Consider the following 24,009-nt stretch of genomic DNA (forward strand, 5'->3'; position numbering starts at 1 on the left):
TGTCCTAAAGTCTCTTAGCTCAGCAGCGGATCGAGTCCACCACGGGCGTCGAGCGCATACAAGTCATCACAGCCGCCAATGTGCTGCGCATCAATAAAAATCTGTGGGACCGTCGTGCGGCCACTACGTTGAATCATCTCTTCGCGTTTGACGGCGTCACCGTCGATCGGCAGTTCCTGGAACGTGACGCCTTTGCTGTTCAGCAGCGCTTTCGCACGATGGCAGAACGGGCACGTCGCTTTGGTATAGATCTCAATATGGGCCATGACTGAACTCCTTATTTACCGCGCACCAAAGGAAGATTTTCCCCGCTCCAGCCGGAAATACCTTCTTTCAGCACCGTTACGTTTTCGAAGCCTGCTTTATGCAGCGCGCTGGCAGATTCCTGTGCCTGCATACCGGTCGCATCCACAACGATAATCGGCTGGGCTTTGTGTTTTTCAAGCTCACCGACGTTGTTCGCTTTGATTTCCGCTGGCAGCAGGTTGATTGCGCCCGCAATGTGGCCTTTACGGAAATCGTCACGCTGACGCAGATCGACCACGACGGCATCTTCTTTGTTAATCAGACGCGTCGCTTCACCACGGGTGATAACCTTAATCTTAGACGTCAGGCTCTTAAATGTGGTGAACAGCACAGCAGCCAGCAGGCCAATCCACGCGATGCTCAGAACCGGATGGCGGCTAACGAATTGCATAATTTCTTGCATGGAGGGTAACTACTCCCGACTAAGTGATAAAAAAACCAGGACAGGAGTATACCTGTGCGTTGTGGCAAATACAGCCAGCGACCTTAACCTAATCCATTTTCTGCGGCATGCCACCTAAAAAAATGCCTCAAAATGGTCTGGTCGCCACTTTTCCTCCGCGCTTTCTTTGATCTTCTGCGGCTATTTGATCGATTCAGCTGTAGTAAAATTACGCAAATTTTGACTCTTGAGCATGAGGTTGTCGCAATGTCGGTTTCTAAAAAACCTATGGTACTGGTGATTCTGGATGGCTATGGCTACCGTGAAGACAGCCAGGATAACGCTATTTTCAACGCCAAAACTCCCGTCATGGATGCGCTGTGGGCGAAACGTCCGCATACGCTGATTGACGCGTCTGGCCTGGAAGTGGGCCTGCCGGATCGCCAGATGGGCAACTCCGAAGTCGGTCACGTTAACCTGGGCGCCGGGCGTATCGTGTATCAGGACCTGACGCGTCTGGACGTTGAAATCAAAGAACGCACCTTCTTCTCCAACCCGACGCTGACTGGCGCGGTTGATAAAGCCGTTGCCGCTGGCAATGCCGTTCACATTATGGGCCTGCTCTCTGCTGGCGGCGTCCACAGCCACGAAGATCACATCATGGCGATGGTTGAACTGGCCGCCGAGCGCGGTGCGGAAAAAATCTATCTGCACGCCTTCCTGGACGGTCGCGATACGCCACCGCGCAGCGCAAAAGGCTCTCTGCAAGCCTTCGAAGAGAAATTCGCCGCGCTGGGTAAAGGCCGCGTCGCCTCCATCATTGGTCGTTACTACGCCATGGACCGTGACAACCGCTGGGATCGCGTTGAACAGGCCTATGACCTGTTGACCCTGGCAAAAGGTGAATTCCAGTTCGCGACCGCCGTTGAAGCGCTGGAAGCGGCTTATGCGCGTGATGAAAACGACGAATTCGTGAAAGCCTCCGTGATTCGCGCTGAAGGCCAGGCCGATGCCGCCATGGAAGATGGCGACGCGCTGATCTTCATGAACTTCCGCGCTGACCGCGCGCGTGAAATTACCCGTGCGTTCGTCAACAGCGACTTCGACGGTTTTGCCCGTAAGAAAGTGGTAAACCTCGACTTCATCCAGCTGACCGAATACGCGGCAGACATCAAAGCGCCATGCGCGTACCCACCCGCCTCGCTGGCCAATACCTTCGGCGAGTGGATGGCGAAGAACGACAAAACGCAGCTGCGTATTTCCGAAACGGAAAAATACGCGCACGTGACCTTCTTCTTTAACGGCGGCGTTGAAGAGCCGTTCAAAGGCGAAGACCGCATTCTGATCAACTCCCCGAAAGTCGCCACCTACGATCTGCAGCCAGAAATGAGCTCTGCCGAGCTGACGGAAAAACTGGTTGCGGCCATCGAGAGCGGCAAGTACGACACCATCATCTGTAACTACCCGAACGGCGATATGGTCGGTCATACCGGGGTGATGGAAGCGGCGGTGAAAGCGGTTGAAGCGCTGGACCACTGCGTTGAACAGGTGGCGAAAGCGGTAGAATCCGTTGGCGGCCAGCTGCTGATCACCGCCGATCACGGTAACGCTGAACAGATGCGCGACCCGGCGACCGGCCAGGCGCACACCGCCCACACCAACCTGCCTGTTCCGCTGATCTATGTGGGTGATAAATCCCTGAAAGCAGTGGAAGGCGGCAAGCTTTCTGACATCGCGCCAACCATGCTGTCGCTAATGGGGATGCCGATCCCTGAAGAGATGACTGGTAAGCCGCTGTTCATCGTGGAATAATCGCTCCCCATGAGGGGAAAGGCGATTTTTTCAGTCACATGGGTCGTGAAGCCGCTTAGGTTATCAGTCAGACCTCTGTTTTACGCCAGCGCGCTCAGCGCTGGCGTATTGCTGTGCGCCGCATCCGCCCACGCGGATGACCGCGACCAGCTAAAATCCATTCAGGCCGATATCGCCGCCAAAGAGCGCGCGGTACGCCAGCAGCAACAGCAGCGCGCCACCCTGCTCGCCCAGCTTAAGCAGCAGGAAGAGGCGATCTCCGCCGCCACGCGAAAACTTCGTGAAACGCAAAACACCCTCGCCCAGTTGAATAAGCAGATCGACGAAATGAACGCGTCGATAGCCAAACTGGAGCGCCAGCGTGATGCGCAGGAGCGCAATCTTGCCGCTCAGCTTGATGCCGCATTCCGCCAGGGTGAACATACCGGACTCCAGCTGATCCTCAGCGGCGAAGAGAGCCAGCGCGGCCAGCGCCTGCAGGCCTACTTTGGCTACCTCAACCAGGCACGTCAGGAGACGATCGCGCAGCTGAAGCAGACGCGCGAAGAGGTCTCCACGCAAAAAGCCGAGCTGGAAGAGAAGCAGAGCCAGCAGCAGACGTTGCTTTACGATCAGCAGGCCCAGCAGGCGAAGCTTGAGCAGGCCCGGAACGAGCGTAAGAAAACCCTTTCCGGCCTTGAATCCTCCATTCAGGAAGGCCAGAGTCAGCTGAGCGAAATGCGCGCCAACGAATCCAAACTGCGTAACAGCATCGCCCGTGCGGAAGCCGCGGCGAAAGCGCGCGCCGAAAAAGAGGCTCGCGAGGCGCAGGCCGTTCGCGACAAGCAGCAGGAAGCGTCCCGCAAAGGGACAACCTACAAGCCAAGCGAGAGCGAACGTTCCCTGATGTCGCGTACCGGTGGTTTGGGCTCGCCTCGCGGTCAGGCCTTCTGGCCCGTTCGTGGTTCAATTCTGCATCGCTATGGCGAACAGCTGCAGGGTGAGCTACGTTGGAAAGGGATCGTTATCGGTGCGTCTGAAGGTAGCGAAGTGAAAGCCATTGCCGATGGCCGCGTGATTCTGGCCGACTGGCTGCAGGGTTACGGGCTGGTCGTGGTGGTCGAACACGGTAAAGGCGACATGAGCCTTTACGGCTACAACCAGAGCGCGCTGGTCAGCGTCGGCACGCAGGTGCGAGCAGGCCAACCCATCGCCCTTGTGGGCAGCAGTGGCGGTCAGGGCCGCCCGTCACTCTATTTCGAAATTCGTCGTCAGGGTCAGGCGGTCAATCCACAGCCGTGGTTGGGAAGATAAGTTTTGCTTCAATTTCGTCGATTCGTTTTCTCCGTCGTCAGCGCGCTGGCGCTGGCTGCACCGGTATATGCAGGTAAACTCGCCATCGTGATTGATGACTTCGGTTATCGTCCACATTATGAAAATCAGGTGCTGGCGATGCCGTCGGCCATCTCTGTCGCCGTCCTTCCGAATGCCCCTCACGCGCGTGAGATGGCGACCAAAGCCCACAACAGCGGGCATCAGGTGCTGATCCACCTGCCTATGGCGCCGCTCAGCAAGCAGTCGCTGGAAAAAGACACCCTGCGCCCGGATATGAGCAGCGAGGAGATCGAGCGCATCATCCGCGACGCATACAACAAAGTGCCGTATGCCGTGGGCCTGAACAACCACATGGGCAGCGCGATGACGTCCAGCCTGTACGGGATGCTGAAAGTGATGCAGGCGCTGGAGCGTTACAACCTCTACTTCCTCGACAGCATGACCATCGGCAATAGCCAGGCGATGCGTGCCGCTCAGGGAACGGGCGTCAAGGTGATTAAGCGCAAGGTGTTTCTGGACGATACCCAGAACGAAGCCGAAATCCGCGTTCAGTTTAATCGCGCGGTACAGCTGGCCCGTCGTAATGGCTCAGCCATTGCCATCGGTCACCCGCACCCGTCTACCGTTCGCGTCCTGCAGCAGATGCTGCCGACCTTGCCTGCCGACATCACGCTGGTGCGTCCGAGCGATCTGCTGAACGAGCCGCAGGTCGATACCTCTACGCCGAATTCTGCGCAGCCCGCACCGACTACGCCACGTAATCCGTTCCGCGGCGTGAAGCGCTGTGCACCGAAGCAGCCGCTTGAACCGGTCTATGCGACCCGCTTCTTCTCTGTGATTGGCGAAAGCGTGAGCCAGAGTACGCTGGTGCAATATTTCCAGCATCAGTGGCAGGGATGGGGTAAGAAAGCCTGACGATTATTTTGCAATCTGAGAGTCCGTCTGCTCGTTAGCAACGGGCTCTTTTTTCTCCTGGTGCCGATACCAGGATTTGAAATACTTCAAAAAGCTATAGGCGGTGGCATACAGTCCTGTTGCCATCCCCACCTTGCCCTGACGCCAGGCACCGCTAAACAGATACCATTTGAAAAAAGCGCCGATGGCGCTGATTACGCCGCGTCCGATAGAGGGGCGTATATTGTGATATTGCACCAGGCGGGTGGTATAACCATTCAATTTATTAAAAAGCTCATGCAGGGTGGGAAATGTATCGTGTTTTACGTAACCCGGAATACGTTCAGAGCGGAGAAAACCTTCGACCTTATCGTCTACCGGCCTGTTATTAAAGCGAGATTGTTTACGGTTAAAAAGACGCACGGGGAAATCGGGAGAGGAAATGGGATAAAGGGTACGGACTTCTTCACCCAGAACAAACCAGTGGCGGCATATTCGCCATGCCGTGCCGGAGTCGGGCTCATCACCGGCTTTTAACGTTAAAATGGCATTCACCGTTTCCTGGTCAAGAATTTCGTCGCTGTCGATGCACAACACCCAGTCATTGCTGGCTAAGGATATGGCATAGTTCATCTGTTCGCCATGCCAGCCAAACTCTTTATAAACGGGCAGCAGTCCAAAGCTCTCACAAATATATCGTGTTTTGTCCGTACTGCCTGAATCAACAACGACGATCTCATCCGCTATTTTTAAAAGAGGCGGGATAACATCGTGCAATAATCTTTCAGAATTAAACGTTAATAAGCAGACCGTTATTTTAAACATTTTCCCACTCTCAATAGCAGCCTAAATTAATTTTATTAATACTATATAAATGAGTAGAAACGATTAAGTCCAGAATCACACTTTTCAAATAAGCACGCTTGAAGTTTTTTCTGTTGCTGAAACACAGAAACAGACAAAAATCTATTTTATTTCAACAGATTCTTTATAATGCAGTCAGATGAAGGGTAGCACACGGATTCAGACATGCCGCACAAACGTAAAATTCTCCTCCTGGATACGGGTAAAGAATGGGGGGGAGGCACCAACAGTATGCTGGAACTCCTGAAGCGAATCAATCGCGATAAATTCGACATTACCTGTTGTTTTTACAGTGATTATAGTCGTGCGGAAGGGGAAACAATCGGCCAGGTGCTCAACGGCATCGGCATTCCGCTCATCGTGATCCCTCAACGTCAGCAGCCGGTTTGGGCCAAATTGTTAAAGGAAGCGGGACGTAGCCTGCTGTTTTTCTCACGCAGCGCCCGCAAGGCATTGACGCGTCGTGTGGATATGATGTGGCGCATCAGGCCTAACGTCAGCAAAATCGCAGCCCTTTTCATGCAGGGCGGTTTCGATACGCTCTATATGAATAATCAACCGGGCTCAAATGAGGAAGGCTATCTCGCGGCGGCAAAACTGCAGGCGCGGTTGATTCAGCACTGCCGCATCGAGCCTGTTTTGACTCCGCCGGTGGTGAACCTGGTGAATGCCCATGCCGCAAAAATCATCGCCGTCTCGCATGGCGTTGAGCGCGTTTTGCTTCAGCATGGCGTCCGGCCCGAACTGTGCACGACGGTTCATAACGCCATCGACATCCACCAGCCATTGCCTGACCGACGCGCGATGCGCCAGCGCCTTAACATCGGTGACGACACGTTTGTGTTCGGCAGTATCGGGTCGTTAATTCCCCGCAAAGCAAACCACCACACCCTGGAGGCGCTGGCACAGTTCAGCCAGAAGCATCCGCAGGCGAAATGGAAAATGGTGCTGGTCGGCGAAGGTGCCGAACGCCGCGCTTTAGCGGAACAGGCCCGAGCGCTGGGCATTGAATCCCGCGTCATCTTCACCGGTTTTCAGAATACCCCGTTTGATTACCTCGCGACGTTTGACGCCTTTATCCTCGCCTCAAAAAGCGAAGGGCTGCCGCGCGTGGTGCTGGAAGCGATGCTGCTCAATATCCCTGTGATTGGGTCTCAGGTGACCGGCACGGCGGAGTTGATTGACCATGATTCGACCGGGCTACTCTTCCCCTGGAGCGATGTGTCACAGCTGGCACAGCATCTGGACAATATCTGGGCAGACGCGGCGCTGCGGGCCAGACTGGCTGCGGCTGCACACCAGAACGTCTGTCAGACCTATGCCATCGAAAACTATGTCAGCGGTGTCGAAGCCGTGCTTGGCGCGCACTAACCAAACGAGATAACTATGTTTAAATTTCTTAATGCTCGCTATCGTCATATCACCGGGCGACACAACATTCCCTATAGCGCTCTGCCCGTAACGGGCTCACGTGCTGCGGTAGATTCGATTGTGATCCCGTGTACCGGCGCAGATTTCGTCGAAGAAGCATTACTCTCTGCCACCTTCGCGGAACGTTATGCCACCGCAGTGAGCGAAATCGTCATCGTCAGCGATCAGCCCGAATCCGCCTTTGGGGTACTGCCGCCTAAAACCCGCGTAGTGACGCTTAATCTTCCGGTGCGTGAAGAAGGTTACCGCTATAAGCAGATCTACCTTAGCCGTCTGGTGAAGCTTAACGCCCCGCTGCAGGCACGCGGTGAAGGCATCCTGATGGTTGATTCCGATCTCAACCTGCTCAAGATGCCCGAGATCGAGATGGCCGATATGCACATCTACTCCAGCTTCCGTCAGGGAAAAATGATTGCCAAGCTGGACGGTGCGCCAGCGGAGAAAGTGCCGGCCTATTACAAAGAGACGGTACGTCCGTATCTGGTCGATCACGTTAACGGCGCGTTTCTTGCGGCAACCAAAAAGACCTGGCGCCGTATCTGCCCGCTGTGGCTGACGCTGTTCCAGGATACCTGGGAACTGATGGACGACACGCAGCCGCCAACCGATCAGCTGCCGCTCGCCGCGCTGCTGGATATGCTGGATTTAAAAACGGTGAATCTGGGCGACTGGATGAACTGGCCGGTCTCCAAGAAGATTGGCGGGCAGGAAGCCGTGGTCCCGAAAGAGGTGATCGGCGCGCACGGCGGTTTCCCTCTTTCCGAATGGCAGAAGTATCTTGAATCGCCGGATAACAAACTGTTGTTCAAAGGTCAGGACTACACCCGCAAGGTGCGTTACCTGACGGACGAAGAGAAAAAGAATCAGTAAAAAAAAGGGGCCACAGGCCCCTTTATTCTTATTTATCCCAGCTCAGGATCACTTTCCCTGACTGGCCAGAACGCATCGCGTCAAAGCCCTGCTGGAACTCATCAATGGAGAAACGGTGAGTAATGATCGGGGACAGATCCAGACCGGACTGGATCAGCGCCGCCATCTTGTACCAGGTTTCGAACATTTCGCGGCCATAGATGCCCTTGATGAACAGCCCCTTGAAGATGACTTTGTTCCAGTCGATAGACATATCTGACGGCGGAATACCCAGCATCGCGATACGGCCACCGTGATTCATGGTATCGAGCATGGTGCGGAACGCCGGTGGCGCGCCGGACATCTCCAGCCCCACGTCAAAGCCTTCGGTCATGCCCAGCTCTTCCATCACGTCGGTCAGGCTCTCTTTCGATACGTCCACCGCGCGGGTGACGCCCATTTTGCGCGCCAGCGACAGACGGTATTCGTTCACGTCAGTGATCACGACGTTACGCGCGCCCACGTGCTTCGCCACGGCCGCCGCCATGATGCCAATTGGGCCCGCACCGGAAACCAGCACGTCTTCACCCACCAGATCGAAGGAGAGCGCCGTGTGTACCGCGTTACCGAACGGGTCAAAGATGGAGGCAAGATCGTCAGAGATATTGTCCGGGATTTTGAAGGCGTTAAAGGCCGGGATCACCAGATATTCCGCGAAGCAGCCCGGACGGTTTACGCCCACGCCGATGGTATTACGACACAGGTGCGTACGCCCGCCGCGGCAGTTACGACAGTGGCCGCAGGTAATATGGCCTTCACCGGAGACGCGGTCGCCGATTTTGAAGCCTTTCACTTCCTGGCCGATACCCACCACTTCACCGACATATTCGTGACCGACAACCATCGGGACAGGAATGGTTTTCTGCGACCACTGGTCCCAGTTGTAGATGTGAACGTCAGTACCGCAGATAGCCGTTTTACGAATTTTGATCAGCAGATCGTTATGACCGACTTCCGGCTCCGGCACGTCGGTCATCCAAATCCCTTCTTCCGCTTTCAGTTTGGATAACGCTTTCATCACACGTCCTCAGGCAATGACGCCCAGCTGTTTACCGATGCGGGTGAAGGCTTCCACCGCACGTTCAATTTGTTCAGGCGTGTGCGCCGCAGACATCTGGGTGCGGATACGCGCCTGACCTTTTGGCACCACCGGGAAGAAGAACCCGGTGACGTAAATCCCTTCTTTCTGCAGCTCGCGGGCAAATTGCTGTGCCACGACCGCATCGCCCAGCATCACCGGAATGATGGCATGGTCGGCACCGGCCAGGGTGAACCCTGCGGCGCTCATTTTTTCACGGAACAGGCGGGCGTTGGACCAGAGACGGTCGCGCAGCTCAGCACCGGACTCCACCATCTCCAGCACCTTAATAGAGGCGGCAACAATCGCCGGTGCCAGAGAGTTGGAGAACAGGTACGGACGGGAGCGCTGGCGCAGCCACTCAACCACCTCTTTACGCGCGGCGGTATAGCCGCCGGACGCGCCGCCGAGCGCTTTGCCCAGCGTACCGGTGATGATGTCCACGCGGCCCATTACGTCGCAGTATTCATGCGAGCCACGGCCGTTTTCGCCGACAAAGCCCACGGCGTGAGAGTCATCGACCATCACCAGCGCGTCGTATTTATCCGCCAGGTCACACACGCCCTTCAGGTTGGCGATCACGCCGTCCATGGAGAACACGCCGTCGGTGGCGATCAGCACGTGACGAGCACCGGCTTCACGGGCCTCTTTCAGGCGTGCTTCCAGCTCGACCATATCGTTGTTGGCGTAGCGGAATCGCTTCGCTTTACACAGGCGCACGCCGTCGATGATGGAGGCGTGGTTCAGGGCGTCGGAGATAATCGCATCTTCTGCGCCGAGCAGGGTCTCAAACAGACCGCCGTTGGCGTCGAAGCAGGAGGAGTAGAGAATCGCGTCTTCCATTCCGAGGAAGCTCGCCAGCTTTTGCTCAAGCTGTTTGTGGCTGTCCTGCGTGCCGCAGATAAAGCGTACGGAGGCCATGCCGAAGCCGTGGGTATCCATGCCGTTTTTTGCAGCGGCAATCAGCTCAGGGTGATTCGCCAGACCTAAATAGTTGTTCGCACAAAAGTTGATCACATGGCTGCCGTCGGCAACGGTGATGTCCGCCTGCTGAGCAGACGTGATAATACGCTCTTCCTTGAACAACCCTTCCGCACGTGCGGTCTCGAGGTCGCTGTTTAACTGTTTATAAAAATCACCACGCATTGCAATTCTCCAGACTCGGCAAATTTCGGGACATATTACCCAAACCTATAGTTCATGACGAGATGACGCGTCATCTCTTCTCGTTTTTGCAGCATAAATCACGCGTACCCTTGCGCTATGTCGGTGAATGGCTGAAGACAGGGCATTGTGATGATATGATAGAAACATTAGCGTCCGGGATTGTGCCCGGGCTCCACACTTCAAAGGTTACCGTTATGATCATCGTTACCGGCGGCGCGGGCTTTATCGGCAGCAATATTGTTAAGGCTCTCAATGACAAAGGCATCACCGACATCCTGGTGGTTGACAACCTGAAAGACGGCACCAAGTTCGTCAACCTGGTGGATCTGAACATCGCTGACTACATGGATAAAGAAGATTTCCTTATCCAGATTATGGCAGGCGAAGAGTTTGGCGAGATCGAAGCCATCTTCCACGAAGGGGCGTGTTCTTCCACTACCGAGTGGGACGGCAAGTACATGATGGACAACAACTATCAGTACTCTAAAGAGATCCTGCACTACTGCCTGGAGCGTGAAATTCCGTTCCTGTACGCCTCTTCCGCGGCAACCTACGGCGGCCGCACCTCGGACTTCATTGAGTCCCGCGAATATGAGCAGCCGCTGAACGTCTACGGTTATTCTAAATTCCTGTTCGACGAGTACGTGCGTCAGGTTCTGCCAGAAGCGAACTCCCAGATCGTCGGCTTCCGTTACTTCAACGTCTACGGACCGCGCGAAGGCCATAAGGGCAGCATGGCAAGCGTGGCGTTCCATCTCAACACACAGCTGAACAACGGCGAAAGCCCGAAACTGTTCGAAGGCAGCGACGGCTTTAAGCGCGATTTCGTCTACGTGGGCGACGTGGCGGCCGTCAACCTGTGGTTCTGGGAAAACGGCGTATCCGGCATCTTTAACCTCGGTACCGGCCGTGCGGAATCCTTCCAGGCGGTGGCTGACGCGACGCTGGCGTATCATAAAAAAGGCAGCATCGAGTACATCCCGTTCCCTGACAAGCTGAAAGGCCGCTATCAGGCGTTCACCCAGGCCGACCTGACCAACCTGCGCGCCGCAGGCTACGACAAGCCTTTCAAGACCGTTGCCGAAGGGGTAACGGAATATATGGCCTGGCTGAACCGCGACGCGTAAGTATGAAAATTCTGGTGATCGGCCCGTCATGGGTGGGCGACATGATGATGTCGCAAAGTCTCTATCGCACGCTCAAGGCGCGTTATCCCCAGGCGATAATCGACGTGATGGCACCCGCGTGGTGCCGTCCGCTGTTATCGCGTATGCCGGAAGTGAATGAAGCCATCCCGATGCCGCTCGGCCACGGGGCGCTGGAAATCGGCGAGCGCCGCAAGCTCGGCCATAGCCTGCGCGAGAAGCGCTACGATCGCGCGTACGTTCTGCCAAACTCCTTTAAATCTGCCCTGGTGCCCTTCTTTGCGGGCATCCCACACCGCACCGGCTGGCGCGGTGAAATGCGCTACGGACTGCTGAACGATGCGCGGGTGCTGGATAAAGCGGCCTGGCCATTAATGGTGGAGCGCTATGTGGCGCTGGCCTACGACAAAGGCGTGATGCGCAGTGCGAAAGACCTGCCGCAGCCGCTGCTCTGGCCGCAGCTTCAGGTTAACGACGGTGAAAAATCCCAGACCTGCAGCGCGTTTGGCCTTTCGTCTGAACGCCCGTTGATTGGCTTCTGCCCCGGCGCCGAGTTCGGTCCGGCAAAACGCTGGCCGCACTATCACTATGCGGAGCTGGCAAAACAGCTGATTGACGAAGGCTACCAGATTGTCCTGTTCGGCTCGGCAAAAGACCACGAGGCCGGCAACGAAATCCTCGCGACGCTCAGCAATGAACAGCAGGCCTGGTGCCGGAACCTGGCGGGAGAAACGCAGCTTGAACAGGCGGTGATTCTGATTGCTGCCTGTAAGGCCGTGGTCTCCAACGATTCAGGTCTGATGCACGTCGCTGCTGCGCTCAACCGCCCTCTGGTCGCGCTGTATGGCCCAAGCAGCCCGGACTTCACGCCGCCGCTTTCGCATAAAGCCCGCGTCATTCGCCTGATCACCGGCTACCACAAGGTGCGCAAAGGCGATGCCGCAGAAGGTTATCATCAGAGCCTGATCGACATTACGCCCGCGCGCGTGCTCGAAGAGCTTAACGAACTGCTGTTGAGCGAAGAAGGATAACGAATGCGGGTACTGATCGTTAAAACCTCTTCAATGGGCGATGTTCTGCATACGCTGCCGTCGCTGACGGACGCCATGCGGGCCATTCCCGGCATTCGTTTTGACTGGGTGGTGGAGGAAGGCTTCGCGCAAATTCCCACCTGGCATGAAGCGGTTGACCGCGTGATACCGGTAGCGATTCGCCGCTGGCGCAAAGCGTGGTTCTCCGCGCCGGTTAAAGCCGAACGCAAAGCCTTTCGTGAGGCGGTGCAGGCACAGCATTACGACGCTATCATCGACGCCCAGGGGCTGGTGAAAAGCGCGGCGCTGGTGACGCGTCTGGCACATGGCGTAAAGCACGGCATGGACTGGCACACCGCCCGCGAACCGCTGGCGAGCCTGTTCTATAACCGCCGCCACCACATCGCTAAGCAACAGCATGCCGTCGAACGTACCCGCGAGCTGTTTGCAAAAAGCCTGGGCTATGCGAAACCTGAAGCCCAGGGCGACTACGCCATTGCGCAGCACTTTTTGCGTAATACAGATCCCTGTGCTCAGCCTTATCTTGTCTTCCTGCATGCCACAACGCGCGACGATAAACACTGGCCGGAAACGCACTGGCGAAGCCTGATTGAACTAATGCAACCCACCGGCATCCATATTAAACTCCCGTGGGGCGCAGAGCATGAGCGGCAGCGTGCAGAGCGTCTGGCGTCTGGCTTTTCACGCGTCGAGGTCTTGCCAAAACTCACGCTGGCGCAGGTTGCAGCACAGCTGGCGGGGGCAAATGCTGTTGTTTCCGTTGATACGGGCCTAAGCCATTTGACCGCGGCGCTGGATCGCCCGAATATTACGATTTTTGGTCCGACCGATCCTGGATTGATCGGGGGTTACGGTAAAAACCAGCATCAGATGGTCAGCCCCACCCAGCAAACAAAGGATATCAGCGCAGATGCGATTTTTTCATTTTTACAGGGCAGCCGTTGGCTTTCCAACAGGGATATCTAACGCATGAGTTACGTATTTCTGCTGATTTTACTCTTTCCGGTGAAGCTTATCCGGAAGCTGTTTCGTAAAGAGACAGGTAAAAACCTGGTCATTCAGACAGCTAAAATTGGCGATTTTGTTAATGCAACGCCCCTTCTGGCATACCTGCAAAAAAGCGACGTGCTCGTCAGTCGTGGCGTAGGTGCGCTGGCGAAGCACGATGAGACGATCGACGAGATATTTTTTATCGAGCAGCATAAGCGTAACCTGTGGCGAAAGCTGGTTTTTGCCTGCCGGATCATGAACCGCTATGACAATGTCTATCTTCTTCAGCCTAACAGCGTGAACCTCTTTTTCGCCTCCGCGTGTAATGCCAAAAACAAACAATTTTTAAGCACCTACACCCGCAGGTGGTATCACGGGATTTTCTATGCAACGGCAGACGGTACCGTTGAACACGGTAGAAAGACGCTGTCGGTTACAAACTATCTTAAGCTTGCCGACCGTACGCTGACCTGGAAAGACGCGCCAAAGCACGCGACAAAGCCACTTTTCAAACCCGCGACCTATCCGGCAATCCTCGATAAACCCGGCGTGATCCGCATCGGCATCAGCGTTGCCGCAGGGAATAAAGCGAAAACCGTTCCGCCGGTCATCTGGAAGCAAATTGCCGATCGTCTCGCCGACCTGCCCTGCGAATTTTATGTCTTTGGCGCCCCCAATGAACAATCGTGGATGGACGACATCACCCGCGCTTACGGCGAACTGCCCAACTTTATCAATCTGATCGGCAAAATCTCGCTTGAAGAACTTCCGTGGGCCATTTCTAAAATGGATTGTTATATCGCGTCAGATTCGGGGAATATCTACATTGCCGATGCAGTTGGGGTGCCGATCGTTATGTTATTTGGACCTTGCTGCCATTATGAACAACGCCCTCTCGGTAACGTTCTGTTAATTGGTAATGATGAAAATATTAACTCCTACGTTTTTGAAACGCGTTATTATTTCAGCCAACCAAAAGAAAAACTTTTTGGAATCAGCGAGGCTGATATGGATAACATAGTGAGTTTATTGACGTCAATAAATAAAAAAGCATTACCCGAGGCGTAAAATGGGCTCTCTAACCAAGCAACTCTACCGATATACGCATAAGCGAAATATGCGCCACAACGAAAACTTGTGGCCCTTTATTAAATTATCCCGCAATGAAACCGGGGAGATTTGCGATTTAAAATATAAAGGGAAAACCATCAGCCTCACTACGCTTACCTCGCTTCAGGATCGGTTTGAGGGTGAAATTCTTATAGCTGCAAGCGGCCCCTCAATCAAACAAATCAATTTTGATAAGCTATCATCCAGCGTAGTTACTGCAGCTGTTAACGGTGCGTGGCATCTGAATAAAAAACTGCATTTTAGCCTTTACTTTGTGGTCGATATGACTTTCATCGACCGCCAGACTGCTATTTTGAAACAGGTCATTGGCAGCAAAGATGTTGTTTTATTTACGACCGTAATGGGGATCGTGAAGCTAATAAATCGTTTTTCTTATGAAAATATCCAATGCAAAATATGCATTATAGAAGATATTTGTTATAAGACCTATAAACCCTCTATCAAGCGGACTGATTTACACCAGGCATTGGCGGATGTGCCAGGAATTATTTTTTCCGATACACATGCCAATATTGCCTTTAGTTGTGATGTGAGGCGCGGTGTGGTAGATGCAGGTACCGTAATGTATTGGGCGCTCCAGATAATCTATTTTCTGGGGTTCAATAAAATATACATTGCGGGTCTTGATATGAATAATTTCAATCAACCACGGTTCTATGAAAATTCAAACACCATGTTGCCTTCATTCCTGGGCGACAAGGTAAATAATATTGTGCTCCCCGCCCTCACACTGGCAAGTAATATATTGAAAAAAGATAACATCACTGTTATCAATCTATCACCCCAGAGCGCTATACCTGACCTAGTTTTTCAAAGAAAGGATTTTACTGATGTTTTCAATTAATTTTCAACGCATTCTGTTCTATCCTTTTATGCTATTTGTATTTTTAAGCATGATTTTTTGCGGGGTTTCTCGGGTAAATATCTTCTTTCATATTGCACTCGCCCTATTTATCATTGCCACTCTTGTCCAAAATGAGGTCAGGGTACGATTTATCAGCGACCGCACTTTTCTTCCTGCATTGGGAATTACGGGTGCCTTCTTAATCTATTTTTCACTATCTAGTCTTTGGGCAGAGTCATCTCAGCTTAGCTCTGCTTTAACGCATTCATTTTATTTATTTATTTTCATATGTCTTTATCGTCAGAGTGAATTGCAGGGAAAGAAAAAATTCGTCATTGGCGCAGCTTATGCAGGTATTGTCACGCTCGCCATACTCACCCTGATTTATGTGGATAAAGCGAATATTTTTTTAAACAGGCTGTCATATGCATTCCCATACGCACCTGATAACGTGATTGACCTCGGTGGTTACATGGGATTAGGAATTTTATTAAGTGCGATTCTGGTGCGAGAAACACGTAACGTCTGGTTTTATCTTCCAGTTCCGATATTGCTGACCTGCTTAATTTTAACTCAAAGCCGCGGCCCCGTTCTTTCACTGGTGGTCGCCTCCACGGTGGCGTTTCTCTGTAAACCAACGTTGAATGTTAAGCTGCTACTAGGTTCAGTTACTATATTGTTATTAATAGGTCTTGCGCTGTATTTTAGCGGCTCGGTCGAGATATTTATAAATAGGGCAGAAGAGGCATCTCGCGCAAGTGCCGTCCGGGTTGGTATCTGGCAACACGCGATTGAAGTCGCCAAACAGAAAGCCATTTTCGGATGGGGCTTCAACAAGGAGCTTCAGTTCATTAACGGCTATGGCCAGACGATATCCACGACGCATAGCCTCTATTTAGCGACCTTCCTTAAGGGGGGGATTGTAGGGCTTCTGCTACTCGCGGGTATGATTTTATACGCCGCCAGACAGTCTCTTCGCCACCTGGCCGCCGATCATAAGGCGGAGATTGCTGTGATTGTCTTCGCGCTGATGTTCTATATCACCCAGGGTATGTTTATTATCAGCAACCCACGGGAATATTGGGTACTGTTCTGGCTACCTTTAGCCATTATTTTCAGCACACCCGTAAAAACATTGCTGCAAAAATAAATCTTACAGCGCCGATTATTCGGCGCTATTTTTTTGGGAATAAAACTCCGCCAGCGTCATCCCCACCGTCTTATCGGATAGCCAGCTAAAAAGCGTTTCCAGATCCTGATACAGCCCTTCGATCGCCGCCTCATCTTTAAACGTGGGGCTTCCCCCGGGCATAAATTCTGACGAATGAAGCATAAACTCCACGTACTCGCTTCCCTGAGACAGGGATTGCTGTGCGACCTGAATCATTTGCGCCGCATTGCCACCGGATGGTCTTAGCCAGTTAACAGAGGGTGAGCGGTATTTGCCGCGCAGGCGATCGTAGCCCTGCTTAACCGTGTTCAGCCAGGCCGGGTGTTTATACTGAATGCTCATCGGCACTTCGAGTAATGGGCTATTGCCTGCACGGGAGATATCGTCAACATCAATAAAGTAGGCGTGATCCGGAAAATGCTGATAATTCGTTCCGCCATGCCCTTGCGGCGCCCCCTTTGCGTTGCGCCAGTTCACGCGCGGCGTAACGGAACAATCAACCTGATAGCCCAGCTCAATCAGTAACCTGGCGTAGCGGCTATCAAATGCCCAACGACCCGCACGGTGGCTTAACATTTTGGTCTGGAAGGTCTCTTCAAGCAGGCGGGTCATAAACAGCACTTTCTCACGCATCACCTCATCCGAAAATTCAATCAGGTAAGGCTGCCAGCGCCAGTCGTCTCCCGTGAGATCGTGCTCCGGTGGGCTATTCCATGCGTGGAGATGCATCCCCACTTCCCCCTGACCGCGGGCAATCACGTCTCTGGCGAATGCGATAAAAACGGGCTCTATTGCCATCTCATAATTTGTCAGCCATACGGGCTTAAAGCCGAAACGCTCACACAGCGCCTGGAACCGCGCCAGATAGCGCGCGTTTTCCGTTTTAATGACGCGGTGGTTCTGCCAGAGATTATCGCCTTCAGTATCAATCGTGATGATAAACGCTGGTTTGTTCATAATGAGTCCGCAAGACAGGAAAGTTAGCGCTATGTTACGCACTCTCCAAAGCATGAGTAAACCCTTCCAGGGAAATTCCTGAGATTATGGAGAAAGAGTGCAAGTCGTTACCAGGTCTATTAGAATTGCCATCAGTACAACGCCGATAAGATGATGATGAATAACTTACCTGACACGCCTGATTTGCGCATTTTACTGATCAAACTCCGCCATCATGGCGACATGTTGCTGACCACTCCCGTCATTGATTCATTACGGCAAAAGTGGCCGCAGGCGCAGATTGACGTCCTGCTGTATGAAGAAACGCGCGATATGCTCGCCGCGCATCCGGCGATCGGGACAATTTATGGCATCGACCGTAAATGGAAGCAGTTGGGCACGCTGAAGCATCTTCAAAAAGAGTGGCAGCTGCTGCGGGCGTTAAGGAAGCAACATTATCATCTGGTGATTAACCTTGCGGATCAGTGGCGTAGCGCGATTGTCACCCGCTTCACCGGCGCGCCGGTTCGCCTCGGATTCGCCTTTAACAAACGCAACAACGCATTCTGGCGTTTTTGTCACAGTGAATTAGTCTCCGTTGCGAATCACCAGTCCCTGCACACCGTTGAGCAAAACCTCTCCATTCTTTCTCCATTACCGGTCGCGCCGCAGCCTGCCGTCACCATGGCCTACACCGCAGAAGACTGGGATTATGCCCGTCAAAGGCTGACGCAAACGGGAGTGGGCGAGCGCTACATCGTGATTCAGCCGACGTCACGCTGGTTCTTTAAATGCTGGGATGAAGACAAAATGGCGCAAACCATTACTGCATTGCAGCAGGATGGGCATACGGTTGTGCTCACCGCGGGGCCGGACAAAAAAGAGCTGGCGATGGTCGATCGTATTCTCGCCGCGTCGCCAAAGAGCGGCGTCGTCTCTCTGGCGGGTCAGCTAACGCTGCGCCAGCTGGCATCGCTTATCGATCATGCCTCGCTGTTTATTGGCGTGGACTCCGTGCCGATGCATATGGCTGCCGCGCTGCAGACGCCCTGCGTGGCGCTGTTTGGCCCTTCCAAACTGACGTTCTGGTCTCCATGGCAGGTCAACGGCCAGGTCATCTGGGCTGGCGACTACGGCCCGCTCCCCGATCCGGACGCCATTGATACCAAAACGAAAGAACGCTATCTCGACGCCATTCCCGTGGATGCTGTCGTCTCCGCTGCAAAGAGATATCTGTCATGAAACACCATCGTCTGGCGATAGTTCGCCAAAAATATCGCCCTGATGGCGGCGCGGAACGCTTCGTTTCGCGCGCCCTTACCGCGTTGAGCAACCAAAATTTAGAACTCAACGTCATCACGCGTGAGTGGCAGGGAGAGAAGCAAGACGACTGGCATATCCACATTTGCGATCCGCATAAGTGGGGCCGTATCAGCCGCGAGCGTGGTTTTGCCCATGCCGCACGAGCGCTGTGGCAGCAACAGCAGTTTGATATTGTGCAAAGCCACGAGCGCATCCCGGGCTGCGACATCTATCGCGCAGGGGATGGGGTGCATCGCCGCTGGCTATTGCAGCGCGCGCGCATTCTACCCGCGTGGCGTGCAAAGATGCTGATGGTTGATCGCTATCACCGCTACGTGATGCATGCCGAACGAGAAATGTACCAGGCGCCTGAACTCAAAGCGGTTATCTGTAACGCGGAGATGATCAAACGCGAAATAATCGAAGATTTTGATATTGACGCGAATAAAATACATGTGATTTATAATTCAATTGATTCCAGCCGCTTCGTTCCGGCCCGTGAAGCACAGCGCGCCGCGCTGCGTCAGCAGTTTGGCTTGCCAGCCGATGCCGTGGTGTTCTGTTTTGTCGGCTCAGGGTTTGAACGAAAAGGTCTGGCGAGCGCCATACGCGCTATCGCTGGAACAGCGGCCTGGCTGATTGTGGTTGGACAGGATAAAGCAGAAAGCCGTTATCGCGACCTTGCCCGTTCACTTGGCTGCGAGGGGCAAATCCGTTTTCTGGGGATGCAAAAAGAAACGCTACCTTTTTATCAGCTATCCGATGGTTTACTGTTGCCAACGCTGTATGATCCCTTTCCTAACGTCATTCTTGAAGCGATGGCCTGCGGCTTGCCCGTCATTACTTCAGAGAGTTGCGGTGGAGCCGAATTTATTCAGCAAGGCCAGAACGGATTTTATTGTGACGCGCTTGATACCAACACATTGAAGGAAGCGATATCCGCCATTCCTTCTCTGGAAAAAAATAACGATATGGGACGCGCGGCACGGGAACGTGTTAATGACGCCACTCCCGAAAAACTATCAAGTCAGCTTATTTCGCTTTATCAAAAATTACTGGATTAAAAATGCGCATCCTAATGATTATTGATGGTTTACCCGGTGGAGGAGCTGAAAAAACGGTTCTTACACTCTCCCGTGGGTTAATAGAAATGGGGCATCAGGTCTCTCTATTCTCTCTGCGGAAAGTGTGCGACTACGCCATCCCGGAAGGCATCGATTATCAGGTTGTCCAGGACACATGTAAAAAACCGTGGCGGAAGCTGACGGAGATCCCACGCCGTGCCCAGCAGCTGGATCGGGCAATTGAGCGGGCCGAGCGCAGCGGCAAATTTGACGTGGTGTTCTCTCACCTGCATAAAACAGACCGCATTGTGGCGCACAGCCGCGTGCTGGAACGCGACAAAGTCTGGTTCTGCGTGCATGGCATGTTCTCGTTCTCCTATCTTCGCCATCGCAGCGGGCTTTCACGCTGGTTTAAACACCTTAAAATTCGTCATACCTACGAAAACCGCAACGTTGTCGCCGTCTCAGGCGCCGTGTTGAACGATCTTTCCGAGACGCTGGCGCTTACTCTTCGGCGCAAAGCGGTTATCCATAATCCTTTTGATATTCCTGAAATTCAGCGTCTGGCGGACGCGCCCTTTGAAATGCAGGGAAAGGATTACATTATTCACGTTGGCCGCTTCCATGAGCACAAGCGCCACGACCGCCTTTTGCGTGCGTTTGCCCTGAGTAAAATTGACACAACGCTGGTCATGATGGGCAACGGATCCGACGCTCAAATTCAAAAACTTAAGCGTCTGGCTGTCGAGCTGGGTATTGAAAACAAAACGGTTTTCCGCCCGTTCGATTCCAACCCCTATCCGTGGATTAAAGGGGCACGCCTTTTAGTGTTAAGTTCTGACTGCGAAGGTTTTGGTAATGTGCTGGTTGAAGCCATTATCTGCCAGACGCCACCGGTCAGTACAAATTGCCCGGGCGGCCCCGCCGAAATCCTTACCGGAGACCTGGCGCGCGGGCTGGCAGAGTTAAGCGACGAATCACTGGCAAAAACGCTGGCGGATATTTATACCGCCCCGCCGGTCGTGGGCGGTGAAACCATCGCGTCGTTCGGTATCAATGCCATTTGCCAGCAATATATTGCTCTGGTCGACAATCAAAAATAATCAGGTTTCTTATGCAAAATTCAGCCCCATTGTTAAGCGTGGTGGTTGCCGTTTATAACGGTGAAGCTTTCCTTGATCAGTTCTTTACCTGCCTTGTGAATCAGCGCATCGACAGCATGGAAGTCATCATCGTCAATGATGGCTCTACCGACCGCTCGATGGAGATCGTCGAACGCTGGCGTGAAAAATTGCCACAGCTGCAGGTTATCGAACAGCAAAACCAGGGCGTCTCCATCGCGCGTAATACCGGCCTGGCCGCTGCGACGGGTCAATATCTCTCTTTCCCGGATATTGATGATGTCTTTAAACCCGGCATGTACCAGCGCCTGCTGGATATGGCCGTCACGCAGGATCTGGATGTCGCCACCTGTAACGGCAACTACGTCTGGGAGAATAACAAGAAACCTTCACGCCCGATCTTCCCTGAAGACAAGCTGGCTTCGACAGGGGTCATGGCTGGCCCTGCGTGGTTAAAAATGGCGCTGGATTCGCGTAAATTCCTTCACGTGACCTGGCTGAACATCTATCGCCATGACTTCATCCGTCAGAATGGTTTCCGTTTCGAACCCGGTCTGCGCCATCAGGATATTCCATGGACCACCGAAGTCCTGCTCGCGGCTGAGCGGGTTCAGTACACCAGTGAACGTTATTACGACTACTACATTCACTCTGCATCGGTGTCCCATATGCCGGACAATGACGACACGCTGATTCGCTCCGCGCGTCACTACATGAAAATCCTGCAGATGCTCGATGCCATCAATCAGCGCTACCCGGATAAGGTGAAAGGGATCCCTGCCTGCCACTGGCAAATTGCCAAAGAGGGGCTGGGCATTATTCATACCTTCGATAACATGAAGGATGAAAAGAAGAAATCGATGATTATCAAAGAGTTCTTCGAAACAGGCATCTGGAAGCTCATCTGGAAAAGTGCTAAAAGTCCGCGTTTGCGCTGGCGGCTGGGTCGGCGTTATTTCCGTCTGAAACGGTATCTGGCATAAGAGATAGCTTTACCTGGCCTAAATGCTTAGAATTTGCCCGCCGAAACTAAAAAAACGGATAATCGCTTGGAATTGTTGTATACCGCTCTGCTCTACATCATTCAGCCACTGGTGTGGCTGAGACTGTTGCTTCGTAGCCGGAAAGCGCCTGCGTATCGTAAACGCTGGGCTGAACGCTATGGCTTCTGCCGCAATAAGGTCGTACCGGACGGTATTTTGCTGCATTCCGTTTCTGTCGGTGAAACGCTGGCGGCGATCCCGCTGGTTCGCGCCCTGCGTCACCGCTATCCGTCGCTGCCGATCACCGTCACCACCATGACGCCAACCGGCTCTGAGCGCGCGTTATCCGCTTTCGGTAAAGACGTGCAGCACGTCTATCTGCCTTACGATCTGCCCTGCGCCATGAATCGTTTCCTGAATACCGTTCGCCCGAAGCTGGTGATTGTGATGGAAACCGAACTGTGGCCGAACATGATTTCCGCCCTTCATGCCCGTAAAATCCCGCTGGTGATTGCTAACGCGCGCCTGTCAGAGCGCTCGGCGAAAGGTTACGGCAAGCTGGGTAAATTTATGCGCCGCCTGCTCAGCAAAATTACGCTGATTGCCGCGCAGAATGAAGAAGATGCGGCACGCTTTATCTCTCTGGGCCTCAAACGCAACCAGCTTGCGGTAACGGGCAGCCTGAAATTTGATATTTCCGTTACCCCTGAACTCGCCGCCCGCGCGATCACGCTGCGTCGCCAGTGGGCGCCGCGTCGTCAGGTCTGGATTGCCACCAGCACCCATGACGGTGAAGAAGAGATCATCCTGCAGGCTCACCGCAGGCTGCTGGAAAAATTCCCTGATTTACTGCTGATCCTCGTCCCCCGCCACCCGGAGCGTTTCAAAGATGCCCGTGAAATGGTGCAGAAAGGCGGTTTCAGCTTCACGCTGCGCAGCAGCGGTGAGATCCCGTCCGGCAGCACCCAGGTGGTGATTGGCGATACGATGGGCGAGCTGATGCTGCTGTACGGCATTGCTGACCTCGCATTTGTCGGCGGCAGCCTGGTGGAGCGAGGCGGTCATAACCCGCTGGAGCCGGCAGCCCACGCTATTCCGGTGCTGATGGGGCCGCACACGTTCAACTTCAAAGATATCTGCGCGAAATTACAGCAGGCCGATGGTTTAATTACCGTGACCGATGCGGATTCGGTGGTTAAAGAGGTTTCGACCCTGCTGACTGACGAAGATTATCGCCTGTGGTACGGCCGCCACGCCGTTGAAGTGCTGCATCAGAACCAGGGCGCCCTGACCCGTCTGCTGCAGCTACTGCAACCTTACCTGCCCCAGCGGAGCCACTAATGTCAACGCGTCTGTCGGTCGTGATGATCGCCAAAAACGCCGCCGACCTGCTTCCGGACTGCCTGGCGTCGGTTGCCTGGGCTGACGAGATCGTCATTCTTGACGCCGGAAGTACGGACAACACGGTGGACGTTGCCCGCGCAGCGGGTGCAAACGTGTTTATCGACGCTGACTGGCAAGGCTATGGCATTCAGCGCCAGCGCGCGCAGGGTTTTGCTTCCGGTGATTATGTCCTGATGCTTGATACTGACGAGCGCGTTACGCCAGAACTCCAGCAGGCCATCCAGGCGGTGCTTTCCTCGCCCCAGCCGGGTGCCGTATACAGCATTGCCCGCCGCAACTATTTCCTTGGCCGTTTTATGCGCCACAGCGGCTGGTATCCTGACCGCGTAATGCGCCTCTACGAGCGCGAGCGCTATCAGTATAACGACAGCCTGGTTCACGAGTCTCTGGCCTGCGACAACGCCCAGATCATCCCCCTGACGGGCGATTTGCTGCATCTGACCTGCCGGGATTTCGCGAGCTTCCAGCGTAAACAGCTCAACTATGCCACCGCATGGGCGCAGGAGCGTCACCAGCGCGGCAAGAAAGCCTCGCTGACGGGTATTTTCACCCACACGCTGGGCGCGTTTCTGAAAACGCTGCTGCTGCGTGGTGGCGTGCTGGACGGTAAGCAGGGGTGGTTACTCGCCGTCGTGAACGCCCAGTATACTTTCAACAAATACACCGAGCTGTGGGCGCTCTGCCGCGGCTACTCAGAGAAAACGTGAGC

At 53.9% G+C, this 24,009-nt stretch carries 23 protein-coding genes; 17 read left to right on the forward strand and 6 right to left on the reverse strand.

The window, feature by feature from the left end:
• Positions 1-14: 14 nt before the first annotated feature.
• Together grxC and ACJBF3_RS18305 are read right to left on the reverse strand one after the other, a co-directional pair.
• A complete protein-coding gene (grxC, locus tag ACJBF3_RS18300) occupies positions 15-266 on the reverse strand; it encodes a glutaredoxin 3 (protein ID WP_045328557.1) in 252 nt (83 codons plus the stop codon).
• 11 nt (positions 267-277) lie between these two features.
• Complete coding sequence (locus ACJBF3_RS18305) at positions 278-709, reverse strand: rhodanese-like domain-containing protein (protein WP_023309913.1); 432 nt, start codon at positions 707-709, stop codon at positions 278-280.
• A 246-nt stretch (positions 710-955) separates the two neighbouring features.
• On the opposite strand from ACJBF3_RS18305, the gene gpmM reads away from it, so the two are divergent.
• From gpmM to ACJBF3_RS18320, 3 genes are read left to right on the forward strand one after another with little or no spacing between them, the layout of a single operon-like run.
• Positions 956-2,500, forward strand: a complete 1,545-nt coding sequence (gene gpmM, locus ACJBF3_RS18310) for a 2,3-bisphosphoglycerate-independent phosphoglycerate mutase (RefSeq protein ID WP_045328560.1) — start codon at positions 956-958, stop codon at positions 2,498-2,500.
• Between the two features lie 9 nt (positions 2,501-2,509).
• On the forward strand, positions 2,510-3,793 hold the full coding sequence (envC, locus tag ACJBF3_RS18315) for a murein hydrolase activator EnvC (protein WP_045328562.1): 1,284 nt from the start codon (positions 2,510-2,512) through the stop codon (positions 3,791-3,793).
• 3 nt (positions 3,794-3,796) lie between these two features.
• Positions 3,797-4,729 carry a divergent polysaccharide deacetylase family protein gene (locus tag ACJBF3_RS18320; protein ID WP_045328564.1) on the forward strand — a complete coding sequence of 311 codons (933 nt, stop codon included), beginning with the start codon at positions 3,797-3,799 and terminating at the stop codon, positions 4,727-4,729.
• Positions 4,730-4,732: 3 nt separating this feature from the next.
• On the opposite strand, the gene ACJBF3_RS18325 is transcribed toward ACJBF3_RS18320, so the two are convergent.
• Positions 4,733-5,533 carry a glycosyltransferase family 2 protein gene (locus tag ACJBF3_RS18325; protein ID WP_045328566.1) on the reverse strand — a complete coding sequence of 267 codons (801 nt, stop codon included), beginning with the start codon at positions 5,531-5,533 and terminating at the stop codon, positions 4,733-4,735.
• A 204-nt stretch (positions 5,534-5,737) separates the two neighbouring features.
• Here ACJBF3_RS18325 and ACJBF3_RS18330 point away from each other — a divergent pair, with 204 nt between their 5' ends.
• Both ACJBF3_RS18330 and ACJBF3_RS18335 read left to right on the forward strand, forming a co-directional pair.
• Complete coding sequence (locus ACJBF3_RS18330; RefSeq protein ID WP_045328568.1) at positions 5,738-6,943, forward strand: glycosyltransferase; 1,206 nt, start codon at positions 5,738-5,740, stop codon at positions 6,941-6,943.
• Between the two features lie 15 nt (positions 6,944-6,958).
• A complete protein-coding gene (locus ACJBF3_RS18335; protein ID WP_045328569.1) occupies positions 6,959-7,873 on the forward strand; it encodes a hypothetical protein in 915 nt (304 codons plus the stop codon).
• 28 nt (positions 7,874-7,901) lie between these two features.
• On the opposite strand, the gene tdh is transcribed toward ACJBF3_RS18335, so the two are convergent.
• Positions 7,902-8,930, reverse strand: a complete 1,029-nt coding sequence (gene tdh, locus ACJBF3_RS18340; RefSeq protein WP_032650737.1) for an L-threonine 3-dehydrogenase — start codon at positions 8,928-8,930, stop codon at positions 7,902-7,904.
• Between the two features lie 9 nt (positions 8,931-8,939).
• Positions 8,940-10,136: a glycine C-acetyltransferase gene (kbl, locus tag ACJBF3_RS18345; RefSeq protein WP_032644420.1), complete on the reverse strand. Its 1,197-nt coding sequence runs from the start codon at positions 10,134-10,136 to the stop codon at positions 8,940-8,942.
• Between the two features lie 215 nt (positions 10,137-10,351).
• On the opposite strand from kbl, the gene rfaD reads away from it, so the two are divergent.
• The 6 genes from rfaD to ACJBF3_RS18375 are packed head-to-tail and all read left to right on the forward strand — an operon-like array spanning position 10,352 to position 16,469.
• Positions 10,352-11,284 (forward strand): ADP-glyceromanno-heptose 6-epimerase, encoded by a 933-nt coding sequence (gene rfaD / locus ACJBF3_RS18350; RefSeq protein ID WP_008502707.1) that lies wholly within the window; start codon positions 10,352-10,354, stop codon positions 11,282-11,284.
• Positions 11,285-11,286: 2 nt separating this feature from the next.
• Positions 11,287-12,333 carry an ADP-heptose--LPS heptosyltransferase RfaF gene (gene rfaF, locus ACJBF3_RS18355; RefSeq protein WP_045328571.1) on the forward strand — a complete coding sequence of 349 codons (1,047 nt, stop codon included), beginning with the start codon at positions 11,287-11,289 and terminating at the stop codon, positions 12,331-12,333.
• 3 nt (positions 12,334-12,336) lie between these two features.
• Complete coding sequence (rfaC, locus tag ACJBF3_RS18360; protein WP_045328572.1) at positions 12,337-13,320, forward strand: lipopolysaccharide heptosyltransferase RfaC; 984 nt, start codon at positions 12,337-12,339, stop codon at positions 13,318-13,320.
• A gap of 3 nt (positions 13,321-13,323) precedes the next feature.
• Entirely contained in the window at positions 13,324-14,412 is a 1,089-nt protein-coding gene (locus tag ACJBF3_RS18365; RefSeq protein ID WP_045328574.1) for a glycosyltransferase family 9 protein, read from the forward strand.
• 49 nt (positions 14,413-14,461) lie between these two features.
• A complete protein-coding gene (locus tag ACJBF3_RS18370) occupies positions 14,462-15,319 on the forward strand; it encodes a sugar glycosyltransferase (protein ID WP_223239948.1) in 858 nt (285 codons plus the stop codon).
• Complete coding sequence (locus tag ACJBF3_RS18375; protein WP_045328578.1) at positions 15,306-16,469, forward strand: O-antigen ligase; 1,164 nt, start codon at positions 15,306-15,308, stop codon at positions 16,467-16,469. The genes ACJBF3_RS18370 and ACJBF3_RS18375 overlap by 14 nt, the downstream gene beginning before the upstream one ends.
• Positions 16,470-16,484: 15 nt before the next feature.
• Here ACJBF3_RS18375 and ACJBF3_RS18380 read toward each other — a convergent pair whose 3' ends face one another.
• Entirely contained in the window at positions 16,485-17,447 is a 963-nt protein-coding gene (locus ACJBF3_RS18380) for a polysaccharide deacetylase family protein (protein WP_045328580.1), read from the reverse strand.
• A 150-nt stretch (positions 17,448-17,597) separates the two neighbouring features.
• Between ACJBF3_RS18380 and rfaQ the strand changes: the two genes are divergently transcribed.
• From rfaQ to ACJBF3_RS18410, 6 genes are all read left to right on the forward strand, one after another.
• Positions 17,598-18,668 (forward strand): putative lipopolysaccharide heptosyltransferase III, encoded by a 1,071-nt coding sequence (gene rfaQ / locus ACJBF3_RS18385; protein ID WP_072265591.1) that lies wholly within the window; start codon positions 17,598-17,600, stop codon positions 18,666-18,668.
• Complete coding sequence (locus ACJBF3_RS18390) at positions 18,665-19,792, forward strand: glycosyltransferase family 4 protein (RefSeq protein WP_045328582.1); 1,128 nt, start codon at positions 18,665-18,667, stop codon at positions 19,790-19,792. The genes rfaQ and ACJBF3_RS18390 overlap by 4 nt, the downstream gene beginning before the upstream one ends.
• Before the next feature lie 2 nt (positions 19,793-19,794).
• The gene (locus ACJBF3_RS18395) at positions 19,795-20,895 is read left to right on the forward strand and encodes a glycosyltransferase (RefSeq protein WP_045328583.1); all 1,101 of its coding nucleotides are present in this window, start codon (positions 19,795-19,797) and stop codon (positions 20,893-20,895) included.
• A gap of 11 nt (positions 20,896-20,906) precedes the next feature.
• On the forward strand, positions 20,907-21,896 hold the full coding sequence (locus tag ACJBF3_RS18400) for a glycosyltransferase (protein WP_045328585.1): 990 nt from the start codon (positions 20,907-20,909) through the stop codon (positions 21,894-21,896).
• Positions 21,897-21,962: 66 nt separating this feature from the next.
• Positions 21,963-23,237 (forward strand): lipid IV(A) 3-deoxy-D-manno-octulosonic acid transferase, encoded by a 1,275-nt coding sequence (gene waaA, locus ACJBF3_RS18405; RefSeq protein ID WP_045328587.1) that lies wholly within the window; start codon positions 21,963-21,965, stop codon positions 23,235-23,237.
• A complete protein-coding gene (locus tag ACJBF3_RS18410; protein WP_045328588.1) occupies positions 23,237-24,007 on the forward strand; it encodes a glycosyltransferase family 2 protein in 771 nt (256 codons plus the stop codon). Before waaA ends, ACJBF3_RS18410 begins: the two co-directional genes overlap by 1 nt.
• The last annotated feature ends 2 nt before the right edge of the window (positions 24,008-24,009 follow it).

This window comes from Enterobacter sp. PP-008-ECC_S150, assembly GCF_045257065.1.
GTDB classification, from domain to species: Bacteria; Pseudomonadota; Gammaproteobacteria; order Enterobacterales; family Enterobacteriaceae; genus Enterobacter; species Enterobacter chengduensis.